The organism is Cupriavidus mimosae (assembly GCF_023952485.1).
Classification (GTDB): Bacteria; Pseudomonadota; Gammaproteobacteria; order Burkholderiales; family Burkholderiaceae; genus Cupriavidus; species Cupriavidus taiwanensis_C.
This window is the reverse complement of sequence record NZ_JALHRY010000005.1, coordinates 184264-209894: the sequence shown is the minus strand read 5'-3', so window position 1 is coordinate 209894 and position 25631 is coordinate 184264. Positions and strand designations below refer to the sequence as shown.

Here is a 25631-nt window from a genome sequence, read left to right as displayed (position 1 = left end):
TGCCTTGGTATATCGACCTCCGGCCCTCTCCCCCGGCCCTCTCCCGCGAGCGGGAGAGGGGAGCAAACCGGCGGCAACGGAAGCCGCCTCCGGCAGATCAGAACAGATCCGCGTCCAGCGCCATCAGCGACGCCGAACCCGCGCGCGCCTTGCGGATCTCGCCGGCCGTTTCCGGCAGCAGCTTGGCAAAGTAGAAGCGCGCCGTGGCCAGCTTGGCGGTGTAGAACTTGTCGCCGCTGCCCTGCTTCTCCAGCGCGACCTTGGCCATGCGGGCCCAGAAGTACGCGAACACCAGGTGGCCCACCACGCGCAGGTACGGCACCGCGGCGGCGCCGACTTCGTCGGCGTTGCCCATCGCCTTCATGCCGATTTCCATGGTCAGCTTCTGCACCTTGTCGCCCAGGTCGGCCAGCGGGTTGACGAACTCCTGCATGGCTTCATTGGTGCCTTCGGCCTCGACGAATTCCTGCACGATCTTGCCGAAGACCTTCATCCTGGCGCCCATGTCGCCCAGGATCTTGCGGCCCAGCAGGTCCAGCGCCTGGATCGTGTTGGTGCCTTCGTAGATCATGTTGATGCGGGCGTCGCGCACGTATTGCTCCATGCCCCATTCGGAGATGTAGCCGTGGCCGCCGAACACCTGCATGCCCTCGTTGGTGGCGGTGAAGGCGTTGTCGGTCAGGAACGCCTTGATCACCGGCGTCAGCAGCGCGACCAGGTCGCCGGCCTGCTTGCGCACGGCCTCGTCCGGGTGCGACAGCTCGCGGTCGATCTGCAGCGCGGTCCAGTAGCTGAAGGCGCGGCCGCCTTCGGCGTAGGCACGCTGGGTCAGCAGCATGCGGCGCACGTCCGGGTGCACGATGATCGGATCGGCGGCCTTCTCGGGCGCCTTGGGGCCGGTCAGCGCGCGCATCTGCAGGCGGTCCTTGGCGTAGGCGACCGAGTTCTGGTACGCCACCTCGGTCAGGCCCAAGCCCTGCGCGCCCACACCCAGACGCGCGGCGTTCATCATCACGAACATGGCGTTCAGGCCCTTGTTGGGCTCGCCCACCATCCAGCCGCGCGCGCAGTCCAGGTTCATCACGCAGGTGGCGTTGCCGTGGATGCCCATCTTGTGTTCGATCGAGCCGCACTTGATGCCGTTGCGCTCGCCCGGGTTGCCGCTGGCATCCGGGATGAACTTGGGCACCACGAACAGCGAGATACCCTTGGTGCCGCCCGGCGCGTCCGGCAGGCGCGCCAGCACCAGGTGGATGATGTTCTCGGCCAGGTCGTGCTCGCCGGCGGAGATGAAGATCTTGGTGCCGGTGATCAGGTAGGAGCCGTCTGCCTGCGGCTCGGCCTTGCTGCGCAGGATGCCCAGGTCGGTGCCGCAATGCGGCTCGGTCAGGCACATGGTGCCGGTCCACACGCCGGACACCAGCTTGGGCAGGTAGGCCTGCTGCAGCTCGGGCGTGCCGTGTGCATGCAGAGCCTCATAGGCCCCGTGCGACAGGCCCGGGTACATGGTCCAGGCCTGGTTGGCCGAGTTGAGCATCTCGTAGACCACGTTGTTGACCACGATCGGCAGGCCCTGGCCGCCGAAGGCCGGATCGCACGCCAGCGCCGGCCAGCCGGCCTCGACATACTGCTGGTAGGCTTCCTTGAAGCCGGTGGGCGCCTTGACCACGCCGTCGCCGACATAGGTGCAGCCTTCGCGGTCGCCCACCTGGTTGAGCGGGAACACCACGTCCGAGCAGAACTTGCCGGCTTCCTCGATGACCTGGTTGATGGTGTCCGCGTCGATGTCCGCGTGCGGCGGCATCGCCTTGAGTTCGGCTTCGGCGCCGAGCAGTTCATGGAGCACGAACTGCATGTCGCGCAACGGTGCGGTGTACTGGCCCATCAGAGACTCCTTGGAGTTGTGCGATGCCGCCACGCCGCCCGCCTCGCTTGACGCGATCCGGTCCGACCCGACGGCCTCAGGTACGGTAAGACTGAATCAGTTTGTTGAGCGCGACCATGGCAAGCTCGGCGCTGTCGGGCAGGCGCAGGAAACGGGCGTCATGATGCAAGCCTAGTTCAAGGCTGTACATCTCGAACAGCATCAGGCGCGGATCGCAGTCCGCGCGCAGGTGCCCCTCTTCCTTGGCCTGGTCGATGGCGCGATTCAGCGCTGCCCGCCAGATGGTGACGCTCTTGACCAGTTCGTCACGCACCAGGCTGCCGGAGCGGTCGTCATACTCCACGGCGCCGCTGATGTAGATGCATCCCGTCGTCACTTCCTGGATGCGCTTCTCCATCCAGCGCCGCACCATCGACCACAGCCGGGGCAGGCCGCGCGGCTCCTGCAGTGAGGGATAGAACACCTCCTGCTCGAACCGGCGGTGATACTCCCGCACCACCTCTACCTGCAGGTCCTCGCGCGAACCGAAATGCGCGAACACGCCGCTCTTGCTCATCTGCATGCGTTCCGCGAGCAGGCCGATGGTCAGACCTTCGAGCCCGTCGCGGGACGACAATTCCAGTGCGGCATCCAGAATCGCCACGCGCGTCATCTCGCCCTTGCGCATGGGCGAGGGCGACGAGGCGGCGGATTCGAGACGGGCTGACTGGTGTCGCATGTTTTTTCTCCGTTCTGCGGCGCCTGCTGCGGCGCCGCGTATGACCCTGACGTTGCATTCATTGCTTGCGGGCGGCCGGCGGATTTGCCGGTGCATACCGCGAATGCACGCAGTCTAAGCCAAAAAAGAACGGTCGTTCAGATTATTCTGGCGCGGCACCTGCCCATCAAGCTTTTAATTAGACCGCTGTTTCTAAACGGACTGCAATGCAGCATGTCCGCCAGCCGCAGTGCTGCCATCGGTTTCAGCGTTGGCGTTGCCGCATGGCAGCAAACGCACGAGCCCGTGCGACGTTTTAGTAGCGGCCGGTAACGCCGGCGATGATCACGCCCAGCCGCAGCAGCATGTAGGCCGCCCAGTTGGCCAGGCGGTGCAGCGGCGAGCGCCGCGCATGCACGTCGGCCAGAACGCGGACGCTGCGGTGCGCAATGGCCCGCTCCAGCGCTTCGCGCAGTTCAGCGGCGAAGGCCGCATCATAAACGGCAACGTTGGCTTCGCGCGCGAGCAGCAGGCTGAACGGGTCCATGTTGCTGGAACCGACCGTGGCCCAGGCCTCGTCGACCACGCCGACCTTGGCGTGCAGGAAGCTCTCGGCGTACTCGTAGATCTCGACGCCGGCCTCGAGCAGCGAGGCATAGAGCGCATGGGTGGCGTAGTGCTGCACCCGGTATTCGACCATGCCTTGCAGCAGCAGCCGCACGCGCACGCCGCGCTCGCGGCAGGCCAGCAAGGCGCGCCGCATCTTGTGGCCGGGCAGGAAGTAGGCGTTGGCCAGGATCACGTCGTGGCGCGCGGCGCCCAGCGCGCGCAGGTATTCGCGCTCGATGGTGCGGCGGTTGCGCAGGTTGTCGCGCAGCAGCAGCGCGGCGCGGATGCCGCCGGTCACCTCCGGGCGCGGCGGCAGGTCGGTCACCAGCGGGTAGTCGGCGACCGCCGCGGCACGCTCGCTGCCGCGCGCCTCGCGCAGCGACAGCCGCCACCACAGCCGCTCCGACGACAGCGCGATGCGGTCCACCAGCGGCCCGCTGACCTGCACCGCGAAGTCATAGCGCGGCCCCAGGTTGGCGCCTTCGAAGGGACCGTGGTTGTGGTCGTCGATGATATTGATGCCGCCGACAAAGGCGACATGGCGGTCGATCACGGCGACTTTGCGGTGCAGCCGGCGCAGGTGGCGCCGCGCCAGGCGGAAGCCGCGCAAGGCGCGGTAGACGCGCAGGCGCACGCCGCCCGCGCGCAGCCGCTCGGCCAGCTCGGCGGGCATGTCGCCGGCGCCGAAGCCGTCCACCGTCACGCGTACCGCGACCCCGCGCGCGGCGGCACGGATCAGCGCGTCGGCGACGGCACGGCCAACCTCGTCGTCGGCATAGATGTAGGTTTCCAGAATGACCTGGAACGCGGCCTGGTCGATCGCGGCGATCAGCGCCGGAAAGAAGTCCTGGCCGCCGTGCAGCAACCGAACGGTATTGCCGGTGGTGGGCTTGCCTCGACGCCAGGCCCAGCGCAGCATGTGGTGGCGATAGGTCGGCTCGCCGGAGGTGGCGGTGTCGTGCACCGGGGCGCCCTCGGCCTGGGCGGAGTGGGAGATCCGTGACATGCCGTGATTATCGGACAGTTTGCCGCGGGCAAGGCGCCGCCTGCACATTTGCGCGCGGAACTCTGCTATCGTCGATGCCGATGCTCGCCCCGCCGGTACCGCCGGTGGGTGCAGGCAAACTCCCGACGCCCCTACGGAAACCATGGTGAAGGTATTCGGCATTACCGGTTCGTCCGGCAGCGGCAAGACCACGCTGCTGGACCAGCTCATCCCCTGCTTTGTCGGCGCCGGCCTGCGCGTGGCCGGCGTCAAGCATACCCACCACGGCTTCGACCCCGATACGCCCGGCAAGGATTCGTGGCGCATGCGCGCGGCCGGCTGCGCCAACGTCGTGCTGGTCGGCGCGCGCCACCTGACGCTGATGCGCCATTACCCCGAAGCGATGCCGTCGCCCGAGCTCGACGATGCGCTCGCGGTGCTGCCGCCCGACACCGACCTGGTGCTGGTGGAAGGGTACAAGCGCAGCGATTTCCCCAAGCTGGAGGTGTTCCGCCCCGCGCTGGGCCGTGCACCGCTATGGGACGAGGTGCCGGGCGTGGTGGCCGTGGCGAGCGATGACCCTGTTGCGGTCGCGGCCATGACCACGCTGCCAGTGCTGGATCTGAACGATGCGCAGGCGGTGTTCGCCTTTATCCGCGACTATCCCCTGCCCGGCCGCGACGGCGGCGCGGGCTGACCCCGAGGCTGCCTCAGGCGGCCTTGTCCGCGGGCGCGTCCCGCTCCACCATTTCGCCGAGCGGATGGCCCAGTTCCGCCACCAGCGGTACGTGGTCGGAGCGTTGCGCCCAGTCGCGCCCGGTCAGCGCGTGGGCGCGTTCGATCTCGTAGCCGCGCACATAGATACGGTCGAGCTGCCACCACGGCATATGGCTGGGGAAGGTATGCAGCCGCGCCCCACGCGCATGCGAGGCCTCGACCGCGCCCAGCGTATTGCAGATCTGCGCGTCGAGCCGGTGGTTCCAGTCGTTGAAGTCGCCGGCGATCACCAGCGGCACGCCCGCCGGCACCACGTTCTGCACGCGCTCCACCAGGGCCTCGGCCTGGCGCGCACGGCTGCGCGCAAACAGGCCGAAATGCACGCAGATCAGGTGGGTCTCGACGCCGTGCACGTCCGCCACCGCGTGCAGCAACCCGCGCTGCTCGAAGCGGTGGTCGGAAATATCGAGGTTCTCTGACATCAGGATCGGATGGCGCGACAGGATCGCGTTGCCGTGATGGCCGTAGTCGTAGACCGCATTGCGGCCGTAGACCGAATGCGGATAGGCGTCGGTGGCGAGGTAGTTGAGCTGGGTGTGTTCCGGGTCGAACAGCGCCGCGGCCACCAGCCGGTCATTGCGGTCCTGCACTTCCTGCAGGAAGACGATGTCCGCGTCCATCGCATGCAGGCCGGCACGCACGTTCTGGATGCGCGGGCGCCGCGCGATGCCGGTCACTCCCTTGTGGATGTTGTAGGTGACCACGCGCAGCTTCATGGCTGCCCTCCGACGGCGGCGTGGCGGCTGGCATCGCTGTCCGTCGCGTCCACTGCGCCCGGCGCGACGACACCGGCGGCGCGCCACGCCAGCTGGCGGATGGCGTCGGCATTGCTGCTGGAGAAGCATTGCTGCGCCGCCTGTTGCCACGGCAGCCACTTGTATTGCAGGTGTTCGCGTGGCGCCAGCGTCACCGGCAGCGCCTCGGCCACGCGCAGCCCGAACCAGTGCTCGGTATTGCGCGTCACCCCTTCGGCGTAGCGGTGGCGCCACTGCGGGTAGATGTCGTACTGGATGGCGTGGCCCCAGTCGGTGAGCTGGTGCTCGCCGGCGATGATGCCGGTTTCCTCCGCGACTTCACGCGCGGCGGTCAGGGGCAGGGCTTCGTCCAGGGTGTCGAGGCTGCCGGTGACGGACTGCCAGAAACCGGGGCGATCCGCGCGTTCCAGCAGCAAGACTTGAAGATCTGGCGTGTAAATCACCACCAGCACGGATTCCGGGATCTTGTATGACATGGGTCTGGACCAAAGGACAAACCCAAGGATAGCGCAGGCGCGCGCGCTTGCCACGGGAAAGCGCCGCGGCGCCTGTGCGCGGGCGCCGCAGCTTCCGGCCGGATCAGGCGGCGCTGCGCGCGCCGTGCATGCCGTGCGGAGCCAGGTAGGGCTCGGTGCTGCCGTGGCGCTGCCAGGTGTCGAACACCTGCGGCGATTCGCCATGGCCCCAGGCCGCGCGCAGTTGCTCCATCAGCGGCGCCAACGCGTGGCGGTAGCGCCTGGAGGCGGCATGCGCGTGGGTGGCCAGGGCCTCGGCGCGCTGCCGCGCTTCGCCCTGCAGCCGCGTGCGTTCCTGCGCAATTTCCTTCTCGCGCTGGCCCAGCGTGTTGTACTTCTGGATCAGGAAGCGCTGGTAATCGCCGCCATCCATGCCCTGCGCCGCCTGCGCGTTGACCTGCTCGAAGCGCAGCACGATGCTGCCGGTTTCCTGCTCGATATGGGCGGCCTCGGTGTCCAGCGCCTGCATCGCCTCCTGCACACGCTGGGCGTCGCGGCGCAGCGCCTGCACCTGCGCCGCCTCGTCCTCGAATACGCGCTGCGCATCGAGGTAGGCCTGCACCACCGGTTGCGGCGCTACCACCAGCAGTGGATCGGCGCCGTCGGCTCGCTGGCCGGCAAGCAGGGAATCGTCGGCCAGGCGCAGGTTGCCCAGCTCGTCCAGCCAGCGCCCGCGCGTCATCACCACGCCGACGGTATCCAGCGCCAGCCGGCGCAGGGCCTCGGCGCGCTGCATCTCGACCGGCTCGGCCGCCGCCTGGGGCGACGCCGCCTGCACCGCATGGGCGATATCCGGCACGCACGCGGCCACCGTGGTTGCCACCGATTCGGACATCGCCTGCGCCGCGCGGCGCTGGGCGCGGCGCAGCTCGAAACGGGCCAGCAGCATCATGATCAGTCCGGCCGCCAGCCAGGTCAGGATGGTTTCCTGGTGGGCCAGCAGGAACTGACGGATCAGTTCGGTATCCAGGTTCAGGTTCACGAATTTCCTCCCGAGTGCCGGGGACCTTCATGACAGGGCCCCTCGGCAAATTGCGTGTCAAAGGAAGGAGACCGGCCCGCCGCCGCCTTCGTTCCGACCGGTAACAAATCGAAACCAATGCGCCGGGCGCCGGCATTGCGCATAAAGAAAAAAAGCCGCGCAATCGCGCGGCTTTCTTGCAGATCGAACCCCGGAAACCGGTCAGGCGTTGGGCTTGGGCTCGGCGGTGCGCAGGCGGATATGCAGTTCGCGCAGCTGCTTCTCGTCGACCGAGCTCGGCGCCTGCGTCAGCAGGTCCTGGGCGCGCTGGGTCTTGGGGAAGGCAATCACGTCGCGGATCGAGTCGGCGCCGGCCATCATCGTGACGATGCGGTCCAGGCCGAAGGCCAGGCCGCCGTGCGGGGGCGCGCCATACTGCAGCGCGTCGAGCAGGTAGCCGAACTTGGCACGCGCTTCCTCGTCGTTGATCTTGAGCGCGCGGAACACCTTGCTCTGGATGTCCGAGCGATAGATACGGACCGAGCCGCCGCCCATTTCCCAGCCGTTCAGCACCATGTCGTAGGCCTTGGCCACGCACTTGCCCGGATCGGTCTCGAGGTATTCCAGGTGCTCGTCCTTGGGGCTGGTGAACGGATGGTGCATCGCCACCCAGCGCGCGTCTTCCTCGTCGTACTCGAACATCGGGAAGTCCACCACCCACAGCGGCTTCCAGGCGTCCTCGAACAGGCCATTGGCCTTGCCGAAGTCCGAGTGGCCGATCTTCAGGCGCAGCGCGCCGATCGAGTCGTTGACCACCTTGGCCTTGTCGGCGCCGAAGAAGATGATGTCGCCGTCCTGCGCGCCGGTGCGCTTCAGGATCTCGGCAATGGCGGCGTCGTGCAGGTTCTTGACGATCGGCGACTGCAGGCCGTCGCGCCCCTTGGCCACTTCGTTGACCTTGATCCAGGCCAGGCCCTTGGCGCCGTAGATGCCGACGAACTGGGTGTAGGCATCGATCTCGCCGCGCGAGATGGCGCCGCCGCCCGGCACGCGCAGGCCGACCACGCGGCCGTTGTCGCTGTTGGCCGGACCCGAGAACACCTTGAAGTCGACGTCCTTCATCACCTCGGTCAGCTCGGTGAATTCCAGCTTGACGCGCAGGTCAGGCTTGTCCGAGCCGAAGCGGGCCATGGCCTCGCGGAACTCCATCACCGGGAACCTGGCGTCGAGGTCGACGTCGATGGCGTTCTTGAACACCGTGCGCATCATGTCCTCGAACAGGTCGCGGATTTCCTGCTCGGTCAGGAACGAGGTCTCGCAGTCGATCTGCGTGAATTCGGGCTGGCGGTCGGCGCGCAGGTCTTCGTCGCGGAAGCACTTGGTGATCTGGTAGTAACGGTCGAAGCCCGACACCATCAGCATCTGCTTGAAGATCTGCGGCGATTGCGGCAGCGCGAAGAAGTGGCCCGGGTTCACCCGCGACGGCACCAGGTAGTCGCGCGCGCCTTCAGGCGTGCTCTTGCCCAGCATCGGGGTCTCGATGTCGATGAAGCCCTGTGCATCCAGGAACTTGCGCACTTCCATCGCCACCTTGTAGCGCAGGCGCAGGTTGTACTGCATCTGCGGGCGGCGCAGGTCGAGCACGCGGTGCGTCAGGCGCGTGGTTTCCGACAGGTTGTCGTCGTCGAGCTGGAACGGCGGCGTGACCGACGGGTTCAGCACGGTCAGCTCGTGGCACAGCACCTCGATCTTGCCCGAGGTCAGGTTGGCGTTCTCGGTGCCGGCCGGGCGCGGGCGCACCTTGCCGGTGATGCGGATGCAGAACTCGTTGCGGATCTCTTCCGCGGCCTTGAACATCTCGGGGCGATCCGGGTCGCACACCACCTGCACCAGGCCCTCGCGGTCGCGCAGGTCGATGAAGATCACGCCGCCATGGTCGCGGCGGCGCTGGACCCAGCCGGTCAGGGCCACTTCCTGGCCCGAGAATTGTTCGGTCACCAGACCGCAGTAGTGAGTACGCATGGAGGACATAAGGAGATTCCCGGTAAAACGCGGCTGCCCGATTGCATCGCGCAGCCCGTGATCAGTTTGGAGGCTCAAGGATCGGTCGTCTGGACCGGCTCCTCGCTGGTGGACCTGCCGGCCGCACTCGCCGCACCGGACGGAGCTGCCGGCCGGGGCGCAGTGCCGTTCTTGCGCGGCAATTCCGCCGGTGCCACCACGCCCATCGAGACGATGTACTTGAGCGCGGCGTCGACGGTCATGTCGAGTTCGATGGTGTCGGCCTTGGGCATCATCAGGAAGAAGCCCGAGGTCGGATTGGGTGTGGTCGGCACGTAGACGCTGACGTATTCGCCCTGCAGGTGGTTCTGCACGTCGCCGCCGGGGCGGCCGGTCAGGAAGGCGATGGTCCACGAGCCCTCGCGCGGGTATTGCACCAGCAGCGCCTTGCGGAAGGCATTGCCCGACGACGACAGCAGCGTGTCCGAGACCTGCTTGACGCTGGTGTAGATCGGCCCCACCACCGGGATATGGCCCAGCAGCGCTTCCCACCAGCGCACCAGCCGCTGGCCGATGAAGTTATGCGCGAGCAGCCCGACCAGCAGGATGAACAGCAGCGTCAGGATCGCGCCCAGGCCGGTCACGCGCTTGCCGAACATCAGCCGATCCGGCCGCCAGGCTTCCGGCAGCAGTGCCAGGCTCTGGTCCATCGTACCGATGATCAGGCTCAGCACCCACAGCGTGATGCCCAGCGGCACCAGTACCAGCAGCCCGGTCAGGAACCAGGTTTTCAGGGCGGAAGTCTTCTTGGCTACCACGGGGCGGGTCCGGCTCAGTGGCAGGCGCAGGCGCTGCCGCAACCGCCGGCGGCCGGCGCCGAGGTAGCCGCCGCGGTGCCGCTCGACGACGATTCAGCCGCCGCCGGCGCGCTGGCCGCAGCCGCAGTGCCGCCAGTTGCGCCGCTTGCAGCAGGCGCGCCGGCGCCGCCGCTGCCACCGCGGAAGTCGGTCACGTACCAGCCCGAGCCCTTGAGCTGGAAGCCGGCAGCGGTCAGCTGCTTCTTGAACGCGCCGGCGGCGCCGCAGGACGGGCAGTCCGTCAGCGGAGCATCGCTCATTTTCTGCAGCACATCGCGCCCGTGGCCGCAGGCGTCGCAACGGTAGGCATAGATCGGCATGGTGTTATTTCGCGAGAGAACTTGGGAATCGGTACCAGGGCGGACATCGCCGCGCGCCGGGGCGGCTGCGGGAATATCCCGCGCGGCGATGCAAAGCCTTGAATTATAAACCGTTCCGGGGCTGCCTGATCGTCGGAAATAAGGGGGTGGGCGCCCCCGCACGGTCAGGCAATATGGACTTCCTTGACCGGCGCGTGATCTGCAATCCACTGCGGCAGCAGCGAGCCGACCACCATACCGCTGATGGAGAACAGCAGGCCGACCATCTGCGGCGGCACCACCGCATCGGCAAAGGCGATCTCGCAAGTCAGCCAGGACGACAGCCCCAGCAGGATCGCCGCCAGCCCGCCCTGGCGGGTGGCGTGCTTCCAGAACATGCCGAAGGCCAGCGGCACGAACGACGACACCAGCGTGACCTTGTAGGCATTTTCGACCATATGGAAGATCGACAGGTGCGAGTTCAGCGCGAACAGCGTCACCAGCGTGGTGAACACCAGCACCACGGTCTGCATCACGCGCAGGAACTGCTTGTCGTCGAGATGGCGGAAGTACGGCCGCAGGATGTTCTCGGCAAAGGTCACCGACGGCGCCAGCAGCGTCGCCGAGGCGCAGCTCTTGATCGCCGACAGCAGCGCGCCGAAGAACATCACCTGGGCGAACATCGGCGCGTGCTGCAGGATCAGCTGCGGCAGGATCAGCTGCGAGTCGGTGTCGATGTACTTGGCCACCATGCCCGGGTCGATCAGCGTGGCGGAATACGCCAGGAACATCGGGATAAAGGCGAAGCAGAAATACAGCACGCCGCCCAGCACCGAGGCGCGGCCGGCGATCAGCTCGGTGCGCGACGAGGTCACCCGCTGGAACACGTCCTGCTGCGGGATCGACCCTAGCATCATGGTGAACAGCGCCGCGGCGAAGCCGATGATCTGCACGAAATCGAGCGACGGCAGGAATTCGAACTTGCCCGCCGCGGCCGCATGCGACACCACCGCCGTGACGCCACCGGCCTGGCCGCTGACCTCATAGCCGATATACATCATGCCGATCACGATAATGATCATCTGGATGAAGTCGGTGATCGCCACCGACCACATGCCGCCGAACAGCGTATAGACCAGCACGCTGGCGGCGCCGATCATCATGCCGGCCTCCTGCGACAGCGCGCCGTCCGACACGGTATAGAACACCAGCCCCAGCGCCTTGATCTGCGCCGCCACCCAGCCCAGGTACGAGACCACGATGCACAGCGTGGTCAGGACCTCGGCCAGCCGCCCGTAGCGGTTGTGGTAGTAGTCGCCGATGGTCAGCAGGTTCATCCGGTACAGCGGCCGGGCGAAGAACAGGCCAACCAGGATCAGGCACAGCGACGACCCGAACGGGTCGGACACCACGCCCGACAGGCCTTCCTTCAGGAACACGGCAGGGATGCCCAGTACCGTCTCCGAGCCGAACCAGGTGGCGAAGACGGTGGCGGTGACAATATGGAACGGCAGGCTGCGCCCGGCGACGGCGAAATCGGTGGTGTTGCGCACGCGCAGCGCCGCCCACAGGCCGATGCCGACCGAGATTACCCAGTAGATGATGACAAACCAGATCAGCATGCCGCTGCCCTATGCAGAAGGTGCCCTTGTGGCGAGAAACCGAATGCCGGGCGGCCGGGCGCAGGCGCGCGCGGTAGCCCGGAGTCCAATTCATCGGTCGGGGCCGCATGTCGGGGTGCCTGGCGCTGTCCCGACGAGGCGGGCAACGCGGCGGGGGCCCGCGGTCGTAGCCGAATCAAAACGCGGATTATAGCGACGCAGACCGGCACGGGCGAAAAAAATTCCCCGCTGGCGCGAATGCGCCACGCGGGGCACCGCCTGCGCCACAGGGCGGCCGGCCGGGGGCGGCTTCAGGCGCTGCGCCGGCGCCATACCTGCCAGCGCTCCTGCCCCTGGAACACCGGCAGCGGCGCGGCCGAGGGGCGGTCCTCGATGCGCTCGAAGGCCGGCCCGAGCAGCGCATCGAGCTCCGCTTCCGGCATCGCGAACGGCGGTCCGCCGCGGTTCTCGCCCAGGTAGAAGTAGCCCGCCAGCAGCCCGCCCGGCGGCAGCAGCTCGGCCACGCGAGCGCCATAGGCCGCGCGCAGCGCCGGCGGCAGCGCGCACAGGAAGGCGCGCTCGTAGATCAGCTCGCACGCCGGCTGCGGCGTGAAGGCGAAGAAATCGCCCTGCTGCACCACCGCCCCGGCCGGCCCTAGCGCGCGCCGCGCCGACGCCACCGCCTGCGCAGAGAAGTCGATCGCCGTCACCGGCCAGCCGCGCTCGAACAGCCACGCCGCCTCCCAGCCGTTGCCGCAGCCGGGCACCAGCGTGGGACACGGCTGGCGGCCTTCGACAAAGCGGCGGAATTCCTCGGGCACGCCGCCCAGGTCCCAGGGCGTGAAGCCTTCCTTGAAGCGCTCGTCCCAGAACGCCGGGTCGCCGGCGTTGCGCGTGGTAAAGCCGGGCACCGGCCTGGTGGTATCGCCCATGGGTCTGTCTCCGTCCTTTGTGGGTTGGCCTGCGCCTACCAGTAACCGGCCCAGCCCAGCACGTGCGTGAGCACGATGCCGGCGACGAAGCCGCCCACCAGCAGCACCGCGGTGCCGAGCAGCCGGTTGGTGCGGCGCTGCTCCAGCACCAGCATGGCCAGCAGCTTGTCCTGCTCGCCGTTGCTGGTGAGCGCGCGCCGCTCCAGGAACTGGTGCGCCAGGCGCGGGAAGTCGGGCAGCATCTTGGCCCACTGCGGCGCCTCCACCTTGATCCGCTCCCACGCGCCCTGCCAGCCCACCTGCTCGTGCATCCAGCGCTCCAGGAACGGCTTGGCGGTCTTCCACAGGTCCAGGTCCGGATCGAGCTGGCGGCCCAGCCCTTCGATATTGAGCAGCGTCTTCTGCAGCAGCACCAGCTGCGGCTGGATCTCGACGTTGAAGCGGCGCGAGGTCTGGAACAGCCGCATCAGCACCATGCCCAGCGAGATTTCCTTGAGCGGCTTGTCGAAGTACGGCTCGCAGCAGGCGCGCACCGCGCTTTCCAGTTCTTCCACGCGAGTCTCGGGCGGGACCCAGCCGGATTCCACGTGCAGCAGCGCCACGCGGTGGTAGTCGCGGCGGAAGAAGGCGATGAAGTTCTGCGCCAGGTAGTTCTTGTCGAATTCCGACAACGCGCCGACGATGCCGAAGTCCAGCGCGATATAGCGGCCGAAAGTCTCGGGCTGCACCGACACCAGGATATTGCCCGGGTGCATGTCGGCATGGAAAAAGCCGTCGCGGAATACCTGGGTGAAGAAGATCTCGACGCCCTCCTCCGCGAGCTGGTGCATGTCGACGCCGGCGGCCTTGAGCGACTCGGTGCGCGAGATCGGGATGCCGTGCATGCGCTCCATCACGAACACCGTGCTGCTGCACCAGTCCCAGAACACCTCGGGCACCAGCAGCAGGTTGGTGTCGGCAAAGTTGCGGCGCAGCTGGCTGGCATTGGCCGCCTCGATCATCAGGTCGAGTTCGTCGTGCAGGTATTTGTCGAACTCGGCCACCACTTCGCGCGGCTTCAGGCGCTTGCCGTCGGCCCAGAAGCGCTCCAGCCAGGTGGCCATGTCGCGCATCAGCGCCAGGTCGCTGTCGATCACCGGCAGCATGCCGGGGCGCAGCACCTTCACCGCGACCTCGCGCCCGTGGCTGGGGCCGCCCTTGAGCGTGGCGAAGTGGACCTGCGCAATCGAGGCGCTCGCCACCGGCTGGTGTTCGAAGGTCTCGAACAGCTGCTCCAGCGGCCGCCCGAGCGAGCGCTCGATGATCCTGACCGCCACCGCCGAATCGAACGGCGGCACCTGGTCCTGCAGCTTGGCCAGCTCGTCGGCAATGTCCGGCGGCATCAGGTCGCGCCGGGTCGACAGCACCTGGCCGAACTTGACGAAGATCGGCCCCAGCCGCGTCAGCGCCAGCCGCAGCCGCACGCCGCGCGGCACATCGAGCTTGCGCCCGATGGTGATGACCCGTACCAGGAAGCGGATCCTGCGGCTGCTGAAGCCAGAGAGCACCAGCTCGTCCAGGCCGTAGTAGAGGATGACGAAAAGGATCTTGCCAAGGCGCAGGAGGCGGGTCATTCGGGAGTCTTCACGGGGCCGGGCAGGCAGTCGGTGGATGGTCGGAAGGAAGCGCGGCTGGGCCGGCTCAGCGGTGCGGCGACGGCAGCTTGCCGGACGGGCCGGACGGGCCGGGCGCGGGCGGCGTGCCGCCGCGCTCGAGCCGGTCCAGTCGCTCCAGCCGCTTCTCCAGCCGCGCCAGGCGGTCGCGCAGCCGGCCCACGTCGGCGCCGAAATCGTCCAGCGCGGCGTGGCGCACCAGCGTCGGCTGTTCGTCGAGCAGGTAGTCGGTGACGTTGTCCAGCAGCGCCCGGCCCACGCGCGTGGCCTGCTCATGGACCTGGCGCGCGCCATCGACCACGCGCTGCGCCACGCTGTCGCTGACCGGCCCGCCCAGGATGCCGCGCAGCGCGCGCGACAAGTCCTCGGCGGCATCCCAGCGCAGATTGCGCGCCAGCGTCGAAACCGTGTTGGCCAGCTCGGCGTCGCCCTCGATGCGCACATGGCGCATGGCGGCGGCCTGGCCGCCTTCGGCCACGTCGGCGGCCACCAGCGGCCACTGCTGCACCGGCACGCGCAGCGTCACCGCGGGCGCCTCGGCCGCCGGCGCCAGTTCCGTGCAGCCGTGTTCGGTCACCTTCAGCGACAGCTCGAAGGCGGCGGCATCGAAACGAATCACGCGTCCGGCAAACGGCGCCAGCTGGTTGCGGGCCCACGGCTCCTGCTCGAGCAGGTGGTTCAGTGCCGAGATGGCGGGCGTGGCCAGGGCGGAAGGCAGAGTATTCATGACAGCGCGGTGGGCGGGCAGGCGGCGACGCGCGGGACCGGCGTCGCAAACAAAAAGGCCCACGCTTTCGCGTGGGCCTCCATTCTAAGCTACTCCCCCCGGCGCATCACCGCCGCGGGGTGCGGCATCAGGACTCTTGCTGGATCCCGGCCAGCAGCCAGCCGCCGCTGCCGGAAACCGGCTTGGCCAGGTTCCAGACCTCGCCGAACGGCTGCGCCGCCTCGCCCGCCTTCTCGCGGATCATGCCCGAGAAACGCACGCTGGCCAGGTGCTGGGCCGGCGACGACTCGATGCCGAGCAGCTGGGCTTCGAGCGTGACCACGTCGGTCTTGTTGACCTCGGCGCCGCGCTCGGAGAGGTCCATCTTGATCTCGGCGAACATTTCCGGCGTGGTGAACTCGCGGATATCGTCCAGGTTGCCGGCATCCCATGCGGCCTGCAGGCGCACGAAGTGGACCTTGGCGTTGCGCAGGAAGGATTCGGCGTCGAAGTCGGCCGGCACGCCCCACGGCTGCTGCGCCACGGCCCCGGCTGCGGCCGGCGCTGCCGATGCCGGCAGGACCGGGCTGCCCGAGACGTTGCCCGACGGCACCGGCGTCGGCTCGCCGCGGAACATCGGCTCGGCGTTGCGGCCCAGGTTGGGGGCATGGCCGGCACCGGCATAGGCCGGCTGCGCGGTGCGCTTGCTGCCGCCGCGGAACTTGCGGATCAGCCAGATCGCGGCGAAGGCCACCAGCGCGATCAGGATCAGGTTGGACAGGAAGGTCAGCGCCGCGCCGCCCAGGCCGAAGTGCGACAGCAGCCAGCCAATGCCCAGGCCGGCGGCGATGCCGCCCAGGATGCCGCCCCAGTTGCGCTTGGGTGCCGCGGCCGCGGCCGCGCCGGCCGCTCCGGCGGTGGCCGGTGCCGCCTGCTGTGCGGGTTGCTGCGCCTGTTGCGTGGGCGAGGTGGGCTGGGTCTGCTGGCGCTGGGTCACGGACTCGGACTGCTTGCCGATGCTGCGCGAGCCGCCCATGCGCTTGGCCTCGGCGTCGAACGCCATGCCGACGGCCAGTGCCGTGACCAGCGACCCCACCAGGAATTTTCCACGAATTGACGACATATGCTGTTATCCCCTGTCAGTTTCGCCCATATACGGGCGAGCATGGCGATTTCAAGTGTTCTTTCAAGTGTTCTTAATACTTGCGCCCGACGTGGAGCGCCACCACTCCGGCCGTCAGATTGAAGTATTCGACATTCTCCAGGCCTGCATGTTCCATTAAGCGTACAAGCGAAACCTGGTCTGGATGCATTCTGATCGATTCCGCGAGATAACGATAGCTCGGGGCATCCCCTGCCACGCGCTCGCCGAGCCACGGCAGCACCTTGAAAGAATAGACGTCGTAGGCCTTCTCCAGCGGTTTCCAGACCTTGGAGAACTCCAGCACCATGACCTTGCCGCCCGGCTTGACCACGCGGCGCATCTCGGCCAGCGCGGCATCCTTGTGCGTCATGTTGCGCAGGCCGAAGGCGACCGTGACCAGGTCGAAGTAGTTGTCGGGGAACGGAATCTTCTCGGCGTCGCACAGCGCCACCGGCGTGACGATGCCTTTGTTGAGCAGCCGGTCCCGGCCCACGCGCAGCATCGACTCGTTGATGTCGGTAAGCCAGACCTGCCCGGTGGGGCCTGCCTGTTTCGCGAACGCCTTGGCCAGGTCACCGGTGCCGCCGGCGATGTCCAACACCTTGTGGCCAGGGCGCACCCCGGCCTGCGCGATGGTGAACATCTTCCACAGCCGGTGCATGCCGCCCGACATCAGGTCGTTCATCACGTCGTACTTGCTGGCCACCGAATGGAACACGCCGGCAACCTTGCCGGCCTTTTCCGTTTCGTCGACCTTTTCGAACCCGAAGTGGGTTTCACTCATCTTTCAAGACTCCAGGATTGTCGGGGGCGGCTCAGTGATGGCCGCAGGCGTGCCCGCCACCCGCGGCGGGCATCGGGGTGTCGCGGTCCGCGCCGGCGGCTTCCAGGCGCTGCAGGTAGTCCTGCCACAACGCATCCTGGTTGTCTCCCAGGCGGTACAGCAGGTCCCACGAATAGATGCCGGTGTCGTGGCCGTCGGAGAAGCGGATCTGGATGGCGTAGTTGCCGACCGGCTCGACCGCGTCGACCCCGACCTCGCGCTTGCCGGTCTGCAGCACCTCCTGTCCAGGGCCATGGCCCTGGACTTCGGCGGAGGGCGAATACACGCGCAGCAGTTCGAACGGCAGCCGGAAGCTGCGGCCATTGTCGAAGCCGATCTCGAGCACGCGCGATTGCGTGTGCACCGTCAGCGCGGTGGGATGGGGGGTGTCTTTTTCCAGGCCTGCCATGATGATCGCGGCCCGCTGAGGGGCGCCGGTGAGGGTGATTGCCGCATGATGCCGCCGTGGCCGCGCCGGCTGCCGCGGCAGCCCTGCATCACGCTTCGCATACGACCCGATAGCTTACCCCAGGCTCGCCGGCTTGCGCAGCCCGGGCCGCTTCGGCGTCCTGCGGCACGTAGCGCAGCCTGCGCTGGTGGAAGGCCGCCACGGTGCTGCGGTGCGCAATGCTGACAATGGCCGTTTGCGGCAACTGCTCCACCATCAGCTGGTACATGGCGCGCTCGGTGTCCTCGTCCAGCGCGCTGGTGGCTTCGTCGAGGAACAGGTAGTCCGGCTGCTGCAGCAGTGCGCGCGCAAAGGCCAGGCGCTGCTGTTCGCCCGGCGACAGCCGCAGCGACCAATTGTCGAACACGTCGAGCTGGTCCGCCAGCGCCGCCAGCCGGGTCTGGCGCAGCGCTGCCTGCAGCACGTCCTTGCCGTGTTCGGTGCCGGCGTCCGGGTAGGCAAGCGCATCGGCCAGCGTGCCGATCGGCAGGTAGCTGCGCTGCGGCAGGAACAGCCGGCGTGCGCCTTCCGGCATGGTCACCGTGCCGCTGCCGTACGGCCAGATCCCGGCGAGCGCGCGGAACAGCACGCTCTTGCCGCAGCCCGACGGGCCGCTTACCAGCCAGCGCTCGCCCGGCGCCACCGCCAGCGAGAACGGCGCCACCAGCGGCCGCTTGCCCACCGCCGCGCCGCGCGCTGCGCGCACCGGCAAGGCCAGCGCCAGGCTGTCGATGGCGATGCCGTGCTGCGGCTGGCCGTGGTACGCCACCTCGATATCGCGGCTGCCGTCCTGCGACGCCTCCTGCCGCTCGGCCACGCGGATCGCTTCCTGGAAGTCGATCAGGCGGTTCGCCGCCGCCTTCCAGCCCACCAGCGTGGCGTAGCTGTCAACGAACCACGACAGCGCGCCCTGCACCTGGCCGAACGCGGAACTGGTCTGCATCAGACCGCCCAGCGTCATCTTGCCGGCGAAGTAGCGCGGCGCGGCCACCAGGATCGGGAAGATGATGGCGAACTGCGCATAGCCGGAACTGACGAATGTGAGCCGCCGCGTATAGCGCATCAGCTGGTTCCAGTTGGCGCGGATGCGGTCGAAGCGCGCGCGCAGGCCGGCCTGCTCGGTTGGCTCGCCGCGGTACAGCGCCACCGGCTCGCTGTTCTCGCGCAGGCGCACCAGCGTGAAACGGAAGTCGGCCTCGTACTGTTCCTGCTGGAAGTTCAGCCCGATCAGCGGGCGGCCGACCACATGCGCCACCAGCGAGCCGATCACCGCATAGCCGGCCGCGAACCACACCATATAGCCCGGGATGGTCCACTCAGTGCCGCCCAGCGCGAAGCTGATCGGCCCGGACACGGTCCACAGGATGCCGACGAAGGACAGCAGCGTCACCACCGAGTTGAGCAGCCCCAGCGACAGCGACAGCGCGCCGTCGGTGAACAGGCGCAGGTCATCGGCGATCCGCTGGTCGGGGTTGTCGGTGGCGTGGGTCTGTTCGATGCGGTAGTAGGCCTGGTGCCCGAGCCAGTGCCCCATGAAGCGGCCGGTCATCCAGGTGCGCCAGCGCATCTGCAGCATCATGGTGTAGTACTGGCGCGAAATCGCCGCGACGATAAAGAACGCCGCGATCCACGAGAAGCGCAGCAGCAGCACCTTGAACGAGGCATAGTCGCGCTGCTCCAGCGCGTTGTAGAACACGCGGTTCCATTCGTTGAGCAGCACGTTGATATAGACGATGCCCAGGTTGAGCACCACCACCAGCGCCAGCAACCCCAGCCCGGCGAGGCGGTCTTCGGATTTCCAGTAGGGCCTGATCAGCGCCCAGGTCGCGGCCATGCGCAGCCGGCTCTGGATCTTGAGGGCCCGGGCGGGAACGGCCGGGCCCGGTACGGTGACGGATGTCGGGGTCGAGGACATAGCGGCAGCTTTCTGGCCCGGCAGCACGATCGCTGGCCGGGCCTGTTGTTCTGGTGCCGCGGCGCAGGCGCGACCGCGGCGGCATCAGCATTCAGACGGTGGCTGGCCGGCGCGGGTTCCGCGCCCGGCTTCAGGCGTCGTCGGCCTCGACCAGCGCCAGCGCCGTACGCAGCGCCGGCAGCCGGCTGGCCAGCTCCTGCACACGCACGGCATCCGCCGCGCGCTGCGGCGCGGCCCAGATCGCCTCGGGGAAATGCGTGTCCCAGCGATAGCGCGGAATGATGTGCCAGTGCAGGTGGGGCACCATGTTGCCAAACGCCGCCAGGTTGACCTTGTCGGGTGCCATCACCTCGCGCACCACGCGCTCGACGCGCGCCACCAGCCGCATCAGCCAGGCCTGGTCGCCCTCGTCCAGGTCGCTCAGCTCGGCCACGTGGTCGTTCCAGACGATGCGGCAGAAGCCGGGAAAACGGTCATGCTCGACCAGGATCAGGCGGGCGCGGTCGCCCATCCAGACCAGTTCGCCGCCGTCGGAGCGGCATAGGGCGCAGTCGGGTACTCCGCTCATGAGGTGATTTTATCCATGGATGCTTGCTGTTCGCGACGAGGCTCGCTGCCGTTTCCGCATGTGCAATAAACGTGCTGAGAATACCGTTTTCAGGTTTGGCTTATTGTTTCCCTTCTCTGCCGCTGGAATAGTCATTGCCTCCAGGCAACAATCAAATAGTAGTCATGACCAGCTGCGTGACCCGCAAACAGCCAAGTCGATGCATCGCCGCCCTCAGACTTTGCGCGCTCCTGCTCTGGAGTATGAGCCTTGCTTCCCCGGCGGCCGCCGACTGCATCGTCTCAAGCGGCAATCCCGGCACTGCAACCATCTCGCTGCCGGCAACAATCAGTGTAGCGCGCGACACGCCGGCGGGAACCGTTCTCTACGACAGCAACTGGGTTCCGGCCGGCCCGGTAAATATTTTGTGCAATGGCACGTTCCAGTACACCTGGGGCTATGCGAGCCCGATGCAGCTGGTGCCCGGCTACAGCAACGTATACCAGACGACGGTCCCCGGCATCGGCATCAAGGGGGGTTGGGCAAACTGGATGTCCGGCACGCCCGGCATCGACAGCGCGCCGCTGGCCTCGCCGCCGGTATCACAAGCCATTACCAACCAGGCATGGACCCCATACGGCCCGATGAGCCGCTACCGCGTGCAAATGGTGGTCACGGGTCCGGTGATGCCGGGTACCGTTACGCTGCCACCCCTGCTGGCGCAAGCCAGCTATGGCTCGCTGACCGTTGCCCAACTGATGATAAGCGGCAATACGCAGATCATCGCCCCGGCCTGCACCGTGCAGACCCCTTCCTTGACCGTCAACATGCCGCAGCTCAGCGCCTCCGCCTTCCAGGCCACGGGCTCGACAGCCGGTCAGACCGCATTCAAGCTGTTGCTCAACTGCTCCGGTCCGACTGCCATCGCCATGACTCTCACCGATGCCACGCAGCCCGGCAACACCGGCAGCAACCTGTCGCTGGCAAGCGGGTCGAGTGCCGGTGGGGTGGCCTACCAAATCCTCTACAACGGCACGCCGATGAGTTTCGGGCCCGCGTCGGCGGTAGCCGGCAACCTCCACCAGTTCAATGTCGGCACCGTGACCGGCGCCAGCGACATGCACGTTCCGCTGACTGCGCGCTACATCCGTACAGGCACCGTGACGCCGGGCACGGCCAATGCCGCCGCGACGTTCACCATGAGCTATCAATAACGGCGCAGAAGCGCCGTACAACAGCGCCCCGATGCGGAAAATGCCGTTCAGTTAACCACCGTCGTTCCCGCGAAAGCGGGAACCCAGTGACTTTCAAAGACGCTGGATTCCCGCCTGCGCGGGAATGACGGTAGTGATTGATCCCTTAACTGAACGGCATTTCCCGCAGCAGCACGCTCTCCCTCCCGCGGGCACTCGCCTTCGGGACATACTCGGGAGCCAGTTCTCGCGTAGCCGACGACTGGCTCCCCTTGCACTTCAGACCAGCACCCTCTCAATGCCGCCGGCATTGGCCTTCTGCACGTACTCGGGAAGCCAGTTCTCTCCCAGCAGGTGCTTGGCCATCTCGATCACGATGTAATCCGCCTGCACCGACGCATCTTCCTTGTAGCGCGACAGGCCCTGCAGGCACGACGGGCAGCTGGTCAGGATCTTGACGTCGCCGGTAAAGCCATCGGCGCGCAGCTTGTCGGCGCCCCTGGTCATTTCCTCTTCCTTGCGGAAGCGGACCTGCGTCGAGATATCCGGGCGCGTCACCGCCAGCGTGCCCGACTCGCCGCAGCAGCGCTCGTTCTTCTCGATCTTGCCCAGGCCGGCGTTGCCGCCCATCAGGTCGTTGACCAGCTTGGTCGGATCGACGGTCTTGATCGGGGTGTGGCAGGGATCGTGGTACATGTAGCGCGTACCGGTCACGCCTTCCAGCTTGACGCCCTTCTCCAGCAGGTATTCGTGGATGTCGATGATGCGGCAGCCCGGGAAGATCTTGTCGAATTCATAGCCGGCGAGCTGGTCGTAGCAGGTGCCGCAGCTGACCACCACGGTCTTGATGTCGAGGTAGTTCAGCGTGTTGGCCACGCGGTGGAACAGCACGCGGTTGTCGGTGACGATCTTCTCGGCCTTGTCGTACTGGCCGTTGCCCCGCTGCGGATAGCCGCAGCACAGGTAGCCCGGCGGCAGCACGGTCTGCACGCCGACGTGCCACAGCATCGCCTGCGTGGCCAGCCCCACCTGCGAGAACAGCCGCTCCGAGCCGCAACCCGGGAAGTAGAACACCGCTTCCGACTCCGGCGTGGTCGCCTTGGGGTCGCGGATGATCGGCACGATCTCGTTGTCTTCGATGTCGAGCAGCGCGCGCGCGGTCTTCTTGGGCAGGTTGCCCGGCATCTTCTTGTTGATGAAGTGGATCACCTGCTCGCGCACCGGCGGCTTGCCGACGGTGGCGGGCGGATGCGCGGTCTGCTTCTTCGCCAGCTTCTTCAGCACCTCGTTGCCCAGGCGCTGCGCCTTGTAGCCCCAGTCGATCATGACCTTGCGGGTCAGGTTGATGGTCTCGGGGTTGGTGGCGTTGAGGAAGAACATCGACGCCGCGGTGCCTGGGTTGAACTTCTTCTGCCCCATCTTGCGCAGCAGGTTGCGCATGTTCATCGACACGTCGCCGAAGTCGATCTTGACCGGGCACGGCGTCACGCACTTGTGGCACACGGTGCAGTGATCGGCCACGTCGGAGAACTCGTCCCAGTGCTTGACCGAGATGCCGCGGCGGGTCTGCTCCTCGTACAGGAAGGCCTCGACCAGCAGCGAGGTCGCCAGGATCTTGTTGCGCGGACTGTACAGCAGGTTGGCGCGCGGCACGTGGGTGGCGCACACCGGCTTGCACTTGCCGCAGCGCAGGCAGTCCTTGACGCTCTCGGCGATGGCGCCGATGTCGCTCTGCTGCATGATGATCGACTCGTGCCCCATCAGCCCGAACGACGGCGTGTAGGCATTGCGCAGGTCGGCACCGGGCAGCAGCTTGCCCTTGTTGAAGCGGCCCTGCGGGTCGACCTTCTGCTTGTAGGCGCGGAAGTCGCCGATCTCTTCCTCGGTCAAAAACTCCAGCTTGGTGATGCCGATGCCGTGCTCGCCCGAAATCACGCCGTCGAGCGAACGCGCCAGGTCCATGATGCGGGCCACCGCGCGGTGCGCGTCCTGCAGCATGTCGTAGTCGTCGGAGTTGACCGGGATGTTGGTGTGCACGTTGCCATCGCCGGCGTGCATGTGCAGCGCGACGAAGACACGGCCGCGCAGCACCTGCTTGTGGATCTTCTGGGCTTCGTCCAGGATCGGCTTGAATTCGCCGCCGTTGAAGATCTTGCGCAGTTCGGCGCGGATTTCGGTCTTCCACGAGACGCGGATGGTGCGGTCCTGCAGCAGGTGGAACACGGTGGCGTCCGGCTGCTGTTGCAGCCGCGCCTCGAACTCCTGCCCCAGCAGGCCCAGCCCGTGGCCGATCAGCGAGGCCCTGGCCTGCGCCAGCGGCGTGTCCAGATGGCCTTGCAGGTAGCGCCAGCGCGCGCGGATCTCGCGCAGCAGCGTCAGCGCGTGCTGCACGCGGTCTTCCAGCAGCTCGGCGCTGGGGATCTCGTTGGCGTCGTCGCTGCGGCCCAGCGGCAGGTTGCCGCGCGCGAAGAACGCTTCCAGCGTGTCGACCAGCTGCAGCTTGCTCTTGATCGACAGCTCGATATTGATGCGCTCGATGCCGTCGGTGTACTCGCCCATGCGGTTGAGCGGGATCACCACGTCTTCGTTGATCTTGAAGGCGTTGGTGTGCTTCGCAATCGCGGCGGTACGCGAGCGGTCCAGCCAGAACTTCTTGCGCGCCTCGGGGCTGACGGCGATAAAGCCTTCGCCGCTCTTGCCGTTGGCCATGCGGATCACTTCCGAGGTGGCGCGCGCCACGGCGTCTTCATCGTCGCCGACGATATCGCCGATCAGCACCATCTTCGGGAAGGCGTTGCGCTTGCTCTTGGTGGCGTAGCCGACCGCGCGCAGGTAGCGCTCGTCCAGGTGCTCCAGGCCGGCCAGGATGGCGCCGCCGGGCTTGCGCGTCTCGGCATCGAGGAAGTCCTTGATCTCGACGATGCTGGGGATGGCGTCGCGCGCCTGGCCGAAGAACTCCAGGCACACGGTGCGGATGAACTTCGGCATGCGGTGCAGGATCCAGCGCGCGCTGGTGATGATGCCGTCGCAGCCTTCCTTCTGCACGCCGGGCAGGCCGGCCAGGAACTTGTCGGTGACGTCCTTGCCCAGGCCTTCCTTGCGGAACTTGCGGCCCTCGATGGCGAGCGTCTCGGTGCGCAGCACCTTTTCGCCCGGGGCGCGGTTGCCGTCCGACCACTTCAGCTCGAAGGTGGCCACCGGCACGTCGTGGATCTTGCCCAGGTTGTGGTCCAGCCGGGTGATTTCCAGCCAGTTGCCTTCCGGGTCCACCATGCGCCACCAGGCCAGGTTGTCGAGCGCGGTGCCCCACAGCACGGCCTTCTTGCCGCCGGCGTTCATGGCGACGTTGCCGCCGATGCACGAGGCGTCGATCGAGGTCGGGTCGACCGCGAACACCAGGCCGGCGCGGTCCGCAGCGTCAGCCACGCGGCGCGTCACCACGCCGGCGCCGGCGAAGATGGTCGCGACCTTGTGCGACACGCCCGGCAGGTCGGTCTGCTCGACCGGACCCAGCTGCTCCAGCTTCTCGGTATTGATCACCGCGCTCATCGGCGTCAGCGGCACGGCGCCGCCGGTGTAGCCGGTGCCGCCCCCGCGCGGGATGATGGTCAGGCCGAGCTCGAAGCAGCCCTTGACCAGGCCGGCGATCTCTTCCTCGGTATCCGGCGTCAGCACCACGAACGGGTATTCCACGCGCCAGTCGGTGGCGTCGGTCACGTGCGACACGCGCGACAGGCCATCGAACTTGATGTTGTCCTTCTGCGTGACGCGGCCCAGCACGCGCTGCGCGCGCTTGCGCAGGTCGTAGGCGGCGGCGAATTCGTTCTTGAAGTCCTCGATCGCCTGCTTGGCGAAGGCGACCAGCTGCTCCACGCGATGCGAGCGGTCCTCGGCGGCGGGCTCGGCGTGCTCGGCACGGTCGGCGGCGCGGCGCTTCTCGATCTCGTTCAGGCGGTGGTGCAGCGCGCTGACCAGCATCTGGCGGCGCTTGGGATTTTCCAGCAGGTCGTCCTGCAGGTAGGGATTGCGGCGCACCACCCAGATATCGCCCAGCACCTCGTACAGCATGCGCGCCGAGCGGCCGGTGCGGCGCTCGCTGCGCAGCTCGTCCAGGATGCGCCAGGCCTCTTCGCCCAGCAGGCGGATGACAATCTCGCGGTCCGAGAAGGACGTGTAGTTATAGGGAATTTCACGCAGGCGCGGCGGGGCGTCCTGCGCGGCGAGCTTGGCGTCGAGCACGAGTGGGGCGTTCATGGGGGGACCGCTTCCTGCTGCGCACGGGGACAGTGCGCGAATCGTTCAGTAAAGGGCGATTGTACTGCAAGCCCT

At 67.3% G+C, this 25631-nt stretch carries 21 protein-coding genes; 2 read left to right on the top strand and 19 right to left on the bottom strand.

What is annotated here, in order from left to right:
- Positions 1 to 97: 97 nt before the first annotated feature.
- The 3 genes from MKD50_RS11615 to clsB all read right to left on the bottom strand — a co-directional run bounded on the left by MKD50_RS11615 (position 98) and on the right by clsB (position 4245).
- Positions 98 to 1885 (bottom strand): acyl-CoA dehydrogenase C-terminal domain-containing protein, encoded by a 1788-nt coding sequence (locus MKD50_RS11615; protein WP_252667181.1) that lies wholly within the window; start codon positions 1883 to 1885, stop codon positions 98 to 100.
- Positions 1886 to 1961: 76 nt separating this feature from the next.
- Positions 1962 to 2552 (bottom strand): TetR/AcrR family transcriptional regulator, encoded by a 591-nt coding sequence (locus MKD50_RS11610; protein ID WP_115705862.1) that lies wholly within the window; start codon positions 2550 to 2552, stop codon positions 1962 to 1964.
- Between the two features lie 346 nt (positions 2553 to 2898).
- Positions 2899 to 4245, bottom strand: a complete 1347-nt coding sequence (clsB, locus tag MKD50_RS11605; RefSeq protein ID WP_252667180.1) for a cardiolipin synthase ClsB — start codon at positions 4243 to 4245, stop codon at positions 2899 to 2901.
- A gap of 97 nt (positions 4246 to 4342) precedes the next feature.
- Between clsB and mobB the strand changes: the two genes are divergently transcribed.
- A complete protein-coding gene (mobB, locus tag MKD50_RS11600; protein ID WP_115706206.1) occupies positions 4343 to 4873 on the top strand; it encodes a molybdopterin-guanine dinucleotide biosynthesis protein B in 531 nt (176 codons plus the stop codon).
- 13 nt (positions 4874 to 4886) lie between these two features.
- Here mobB and MKD50_RS11595 read toward each other — a convergent pair whose 3' ends face one another.
- The 15 genes from MKD50_RS11595 to MKD50_RS11525 form a co-directional block, all read right to left on the bottom strand.
- Positions 4887 to 5669, bottom strand: a complete 783-nt coding sequence (locus tag MKD50_RS11595; RefSeq protein WP_062796766.1) for an endonuclease/exonuclease/phosphatase family protein — start codon at positions 5667 to 5669, stop codon at positions 4887 to 4889.
- Positions 5666 to 6184 (bottom strand): dihydroneopterin triphosphate diphosphatase, encoded by a 519-nt coding sequence (gene nudB, locus MKD50_RS11590; RefSeq protein WP_252667179.1) that lies wholly within the window; start codon positions 6182 to 6184, stop codon positions 5666 to 5668. Before nudB ends, MKD50_RS11595 begins: the two co-directional genes overlap by 4 nt.
- A gap of 103 nt (positions 6185 to 6287) precedes the next feature.
- Positions 6288 to 7199 carry a hypothetical protein gene (locus MKD50_RS11585; protein ID WP_115706205.1) on the bottom strand — a complete coding sequence of 304 codons (912 nt, stop codon included), beginning with the start codon at positions 7197 to 7199 and terminating at the stop codon, positions 6288 to 6290.
- Positions 7200 to 7406: 207 nt separating this feature from the next.
- Positions 7407 to 9215, bottom strand: coding sequence for an aspartate--tRNA ligase (gene aspS, locus MKD50_RS11580; RefSeq protein ID WP_252667178.1), 1809 nt, complete (start codon positions 9213 to 9215; stop codon positions 7407 to 7409).
- Positions 9216 to 9280: 65 nt separating this feature from the next.
- Positions 9281 to 10003 (bottom strand): DUF502 domain-containing protein, encoded by a 723-nt coding sequence (locus MKD50_RS11575; RefSeq protein WP_240073719.1) that lies wholly within the window; start codon positions 10001 to 10003, stop codon positions 9281 to 9283.
- A gap of 14 nt (positions 10004 to 10017) precedes the next feature.
- Positions 10018 to 10362, bottom strand: a complete 345-nt coding sequence (locus MKD50_RS11570; protein ID WP_115705854.1) for an FmdB family zinc ribbon protein — start codon at positions 10360 to 10362, stop codon at positions 10018 to 10020.
- A gap of 164 nt (positions 10363 to 10526) precedes the next feature.
- Entirely contained in the window at positions 10527 to 11963 is a 1437-nt protein-coding gene (locus MKD50_RS11565) for a high affinity choline transporter 1 (protein ID WP_115705852.1), read from the bottom strand.
- A gap of 290 nt (positions 11964 to 12253) precedes the next feature.
- On the bottom strand, positions 12254 to 12874 hold the full coding sequence (locus tag MKD50_RS11560) for a methyltransferase domain-containing protein (protein WP_115705850.1): 621 nt from the start codon (positions 12872 to 12874) through the stop codon (positions 12254 to 12256).
- Between the two features lie 35 nt (positions 12875 to 12909).
- The gene (gene ubiB / locus MKD50_RS11555) at positions 12910 to 14487 is read right to left on the bottom strand and encodes a ubiquinone biosynthesis regulatory protein kinase UbiB (RefSeq protein ID WP_115705849.1); all 1578 of its coding nucleotides are present in this window, start codon (positions 14485 to 14487) and stop codon (positions 12910 to 12912) included.
- A 67-nt stretch (positions 14488 to 14554) separates the two neighbouring features.
- Positions 14555 to 15253 (bottom strand): ubiquinone biosynthesis accessory factor UbiJ, encoded by a 699-nt coding sequence (locus tag MKD50_RS11550; RefSeq protein WP_252667177.1) that lies wholly within the window; start codon positions 15251 to 15253, stop codon positions 14555 to 14557.
- 127 nt (positions 15254 to 15380) lie between these two features.
- Positions 15381 to 16355, bottom strand: coding sequence for a Tim44 domain-containing protein (locus tag MKD50_RS11545; protein ID WP_252667176.1), 975 nt, complete (start codon positions 16353 to 16355; stop codon positions 15381 to 15383).
- A 73-nt stretch (positions 16356 to 16428) separates the two neighbouring features.
- Positions 16429 to 17160 carry a bifunctional demethylmenaquinone methyltransferase/2-methoxy-6-polyprenyl-1,4-benzoquinol methylase UbiE gene (gene ubiE, locus MKD50_RS11540; RefSeq protein WP_115705845.1) on the bottom strand — a complete coding sequence of 244 codons (732 nt, stop codon included), beginning with the start codon at positions 17158 to 17160 and terminating at the stop codon, positions 16429 to 16431.
- A gap of 31 nt (positions 17161 to 17191) precedes the next feature.
- Positions 17192 to 17608, bottom strand: coding sequence for a gamma-butyrobetaine hydroxylase family protein (locus MKD50_RS11535; protein ID WP_012351720.1), 417 nt, complete (start codon positions 17606 to 17608; stop codon positions 17192 to 17194).
- An 88-nt stretch (positions 17609 to 17696) separates the two neighbouring features.
- Positions 17697 to 19562: an ABC transporter ATP-binding protein/permease gene (locus MKD50_RS11530; RefSeq protein ID WP_115705843.1), complete on the bottom strand. Its 1866-nt coding sequence runs from the start codon at positions 19560 to 19562 to the stop codon at positions 17697 to 17699.
- 130 nt (positions 19563 to 19692) lie between these two features.
- A complete protein-coding gene (locus MKD50_RS11525) occupies positions 19693 to 20130 on the bottom strand; it encodes an HIT family protein (protein WP_115705841.1) in 438 nt (145 codons plus the stop codon).
- Between the two features lie 242 nt (positions 20131 to 20372).
- Here MKD50_RS11525 and MKD50_RS11520 point away from each other — a divergent pair, with 242 nt between their 5' ends.
- Complete coding sequence (locus tag MKD50_RS11520; RefSeq protein WP_252667175.1) at positions 20373 to 21323, top strand: fimbrial protein; 951 nt, start codon at positions 20373 to 20375, stop codon at positions 21321 to 21323.
- Positions 21324 to 21581: 258 nt separating this feature from the next.
- Here the strand turns inward: MKD50_RS11520 and MKD50_RS11515 are convergent, their stop codons facing one another.
- A complete protein-coding gene (locus tag MKD50_RS11515; RefSeq protein WP_252667174.1) occupies positions 21582 to 25556 on the bottom strand; it encodes a DUF3683 domain-containing protein in 3975 nt (1324 codons plus the stop codon).
- Positions 25557 to 25631: the final 75 nt, after the last annotated feature.

Excerpts from the sequence above, each read along its gene's own strand:
- MKD50_RS11615 (WP_252667181.1), bottom strand. The coding sequence starts at position 1,885 with ATGGGCCAGTACACCGCACCGTTGCGCGACATGCAGTTCGTGCTCCAT.
- MKD50_RS11610 (WP_115705862.1), bottom strand. The coding sequence starts at position 2,552 with ATGCGCAAGGGCGAGATGACGCGCGTGGCGATTCTGGATGCCGCACTG.
- clsB (WP_252667180.1), bottom strand. The coding sequence starts at position 4,245 with ATGTGCAGGCGGCGCCTTGCCCGCGGCAAACTGTCCGATAATCACGGC.
- MKD50_RS11595 (WP_062796766.1), bottom strand. The coding sequence starts at position 5,669 with ATGAAGCTGCGCGTGGTCACCTACAACATCCACAAGGGAGTGACCGGC.
- nudB (WP_252667179.1), bottom strand. The coding sequence starts at position 6,184 with ATGTCATACAAGATCCCGGAATCCGTGCTGGTGGTGATTTACACGCCA.
- aspS (WP_252667178.1), bottom strand. The coding sequence starts at position 9,215 with ATGTCCTCCATGCGTACTCACTACTGCGGTCTGGTGACCGAACAATTC.
- MKD50_RS11570 (WP_115705854.1), bottom strand. The coding sequence starts at position 10,362 with ATGCCGATCTATGCCTACCGTTGCGACGCCTGCGGCCACGGGCGCGAT.
- MKD50_RS11565 (WP_115705852.1), bottom strand. The coding sequence starts at position 11,963 with ATGCTGATCTGGTTTGTCATCATCTACTGGGTAATCTCGGTCGGCATC.
- MKD50_RS11560 (WP_115705850.1), bottom strand. The coding sequence starts at position 12,874 with ATGGGCGATACCACCAGGCCGGTGCCCGGCTTTACCACGCGCAACGCC.
- ubiB (WP_115705849.1), bottom strand. The coding sequence starts at position 14,487 with ATGACCCGCCTCCTGCGCCTTGGCAAGATCCTTTTCGTCATCCTCTAC.
- MKD50_RS11550 (WP_252667177.1), bottom strand. The coding sequence starts at position 15,253 with ATGAATACTCTGCCTTCCGCCCTGGCCACGCCCGCCATCTCGGCACTG.
- MKD50_RS11545 (WP_252667176.1), bottom strand. The coding sequence starts at position 16,355 with ATGTCGTCAATTCGTGGAAAATTCCTGGTGGGGTCGCTGGTCACGGCA.
- ubiE (WP_115705845.1), bottom strand. The coding sequence starts at position 17,160 with ATGAGTGAAACCCACTTCGGGTTCGAAAAGGTCGACGAAACGGAAAAG.
- MKD50_RS11535 (WP_012351720.1), bottom strand. The coding sequence starts at position 17,608 with ATGGCAGGCCTGGAAAAAGACACCCCCCATCCCACCGCGCTGACGGTG.
- MKD50_RS11530 (WP_115705843.1), bottom strand. The coding sequence starts at position 19,562 with ATGTCCTCGACCCCGACATCCGTCACCGTACCGGGCCCGGCCGTTCCC.
- MKD50_RS11525 (WP_115705841.1), bottom strand. The coding sequence starts at position 20,130 with ATGAGCGGAGTACCCGACTGCGCCCTATGCCGCTCCGACGGCGGCGAA.
- MKD50_RS11520 (WP_252667175.1), top strand. The coding sequence starts at position 20,373 with ATGAGCCTTGCTTCCCCGGCGGCCGCCGACTGCATCGTCTCAAGCGGC.
- MKD50_RS11515 (WP_252667174.1), bottom strand. The coding sequence starts at position 25,556 with ATGAACGCCCCACTCGTGCTCGACGCCAAGCTCGCCGCGCAGGACGCC.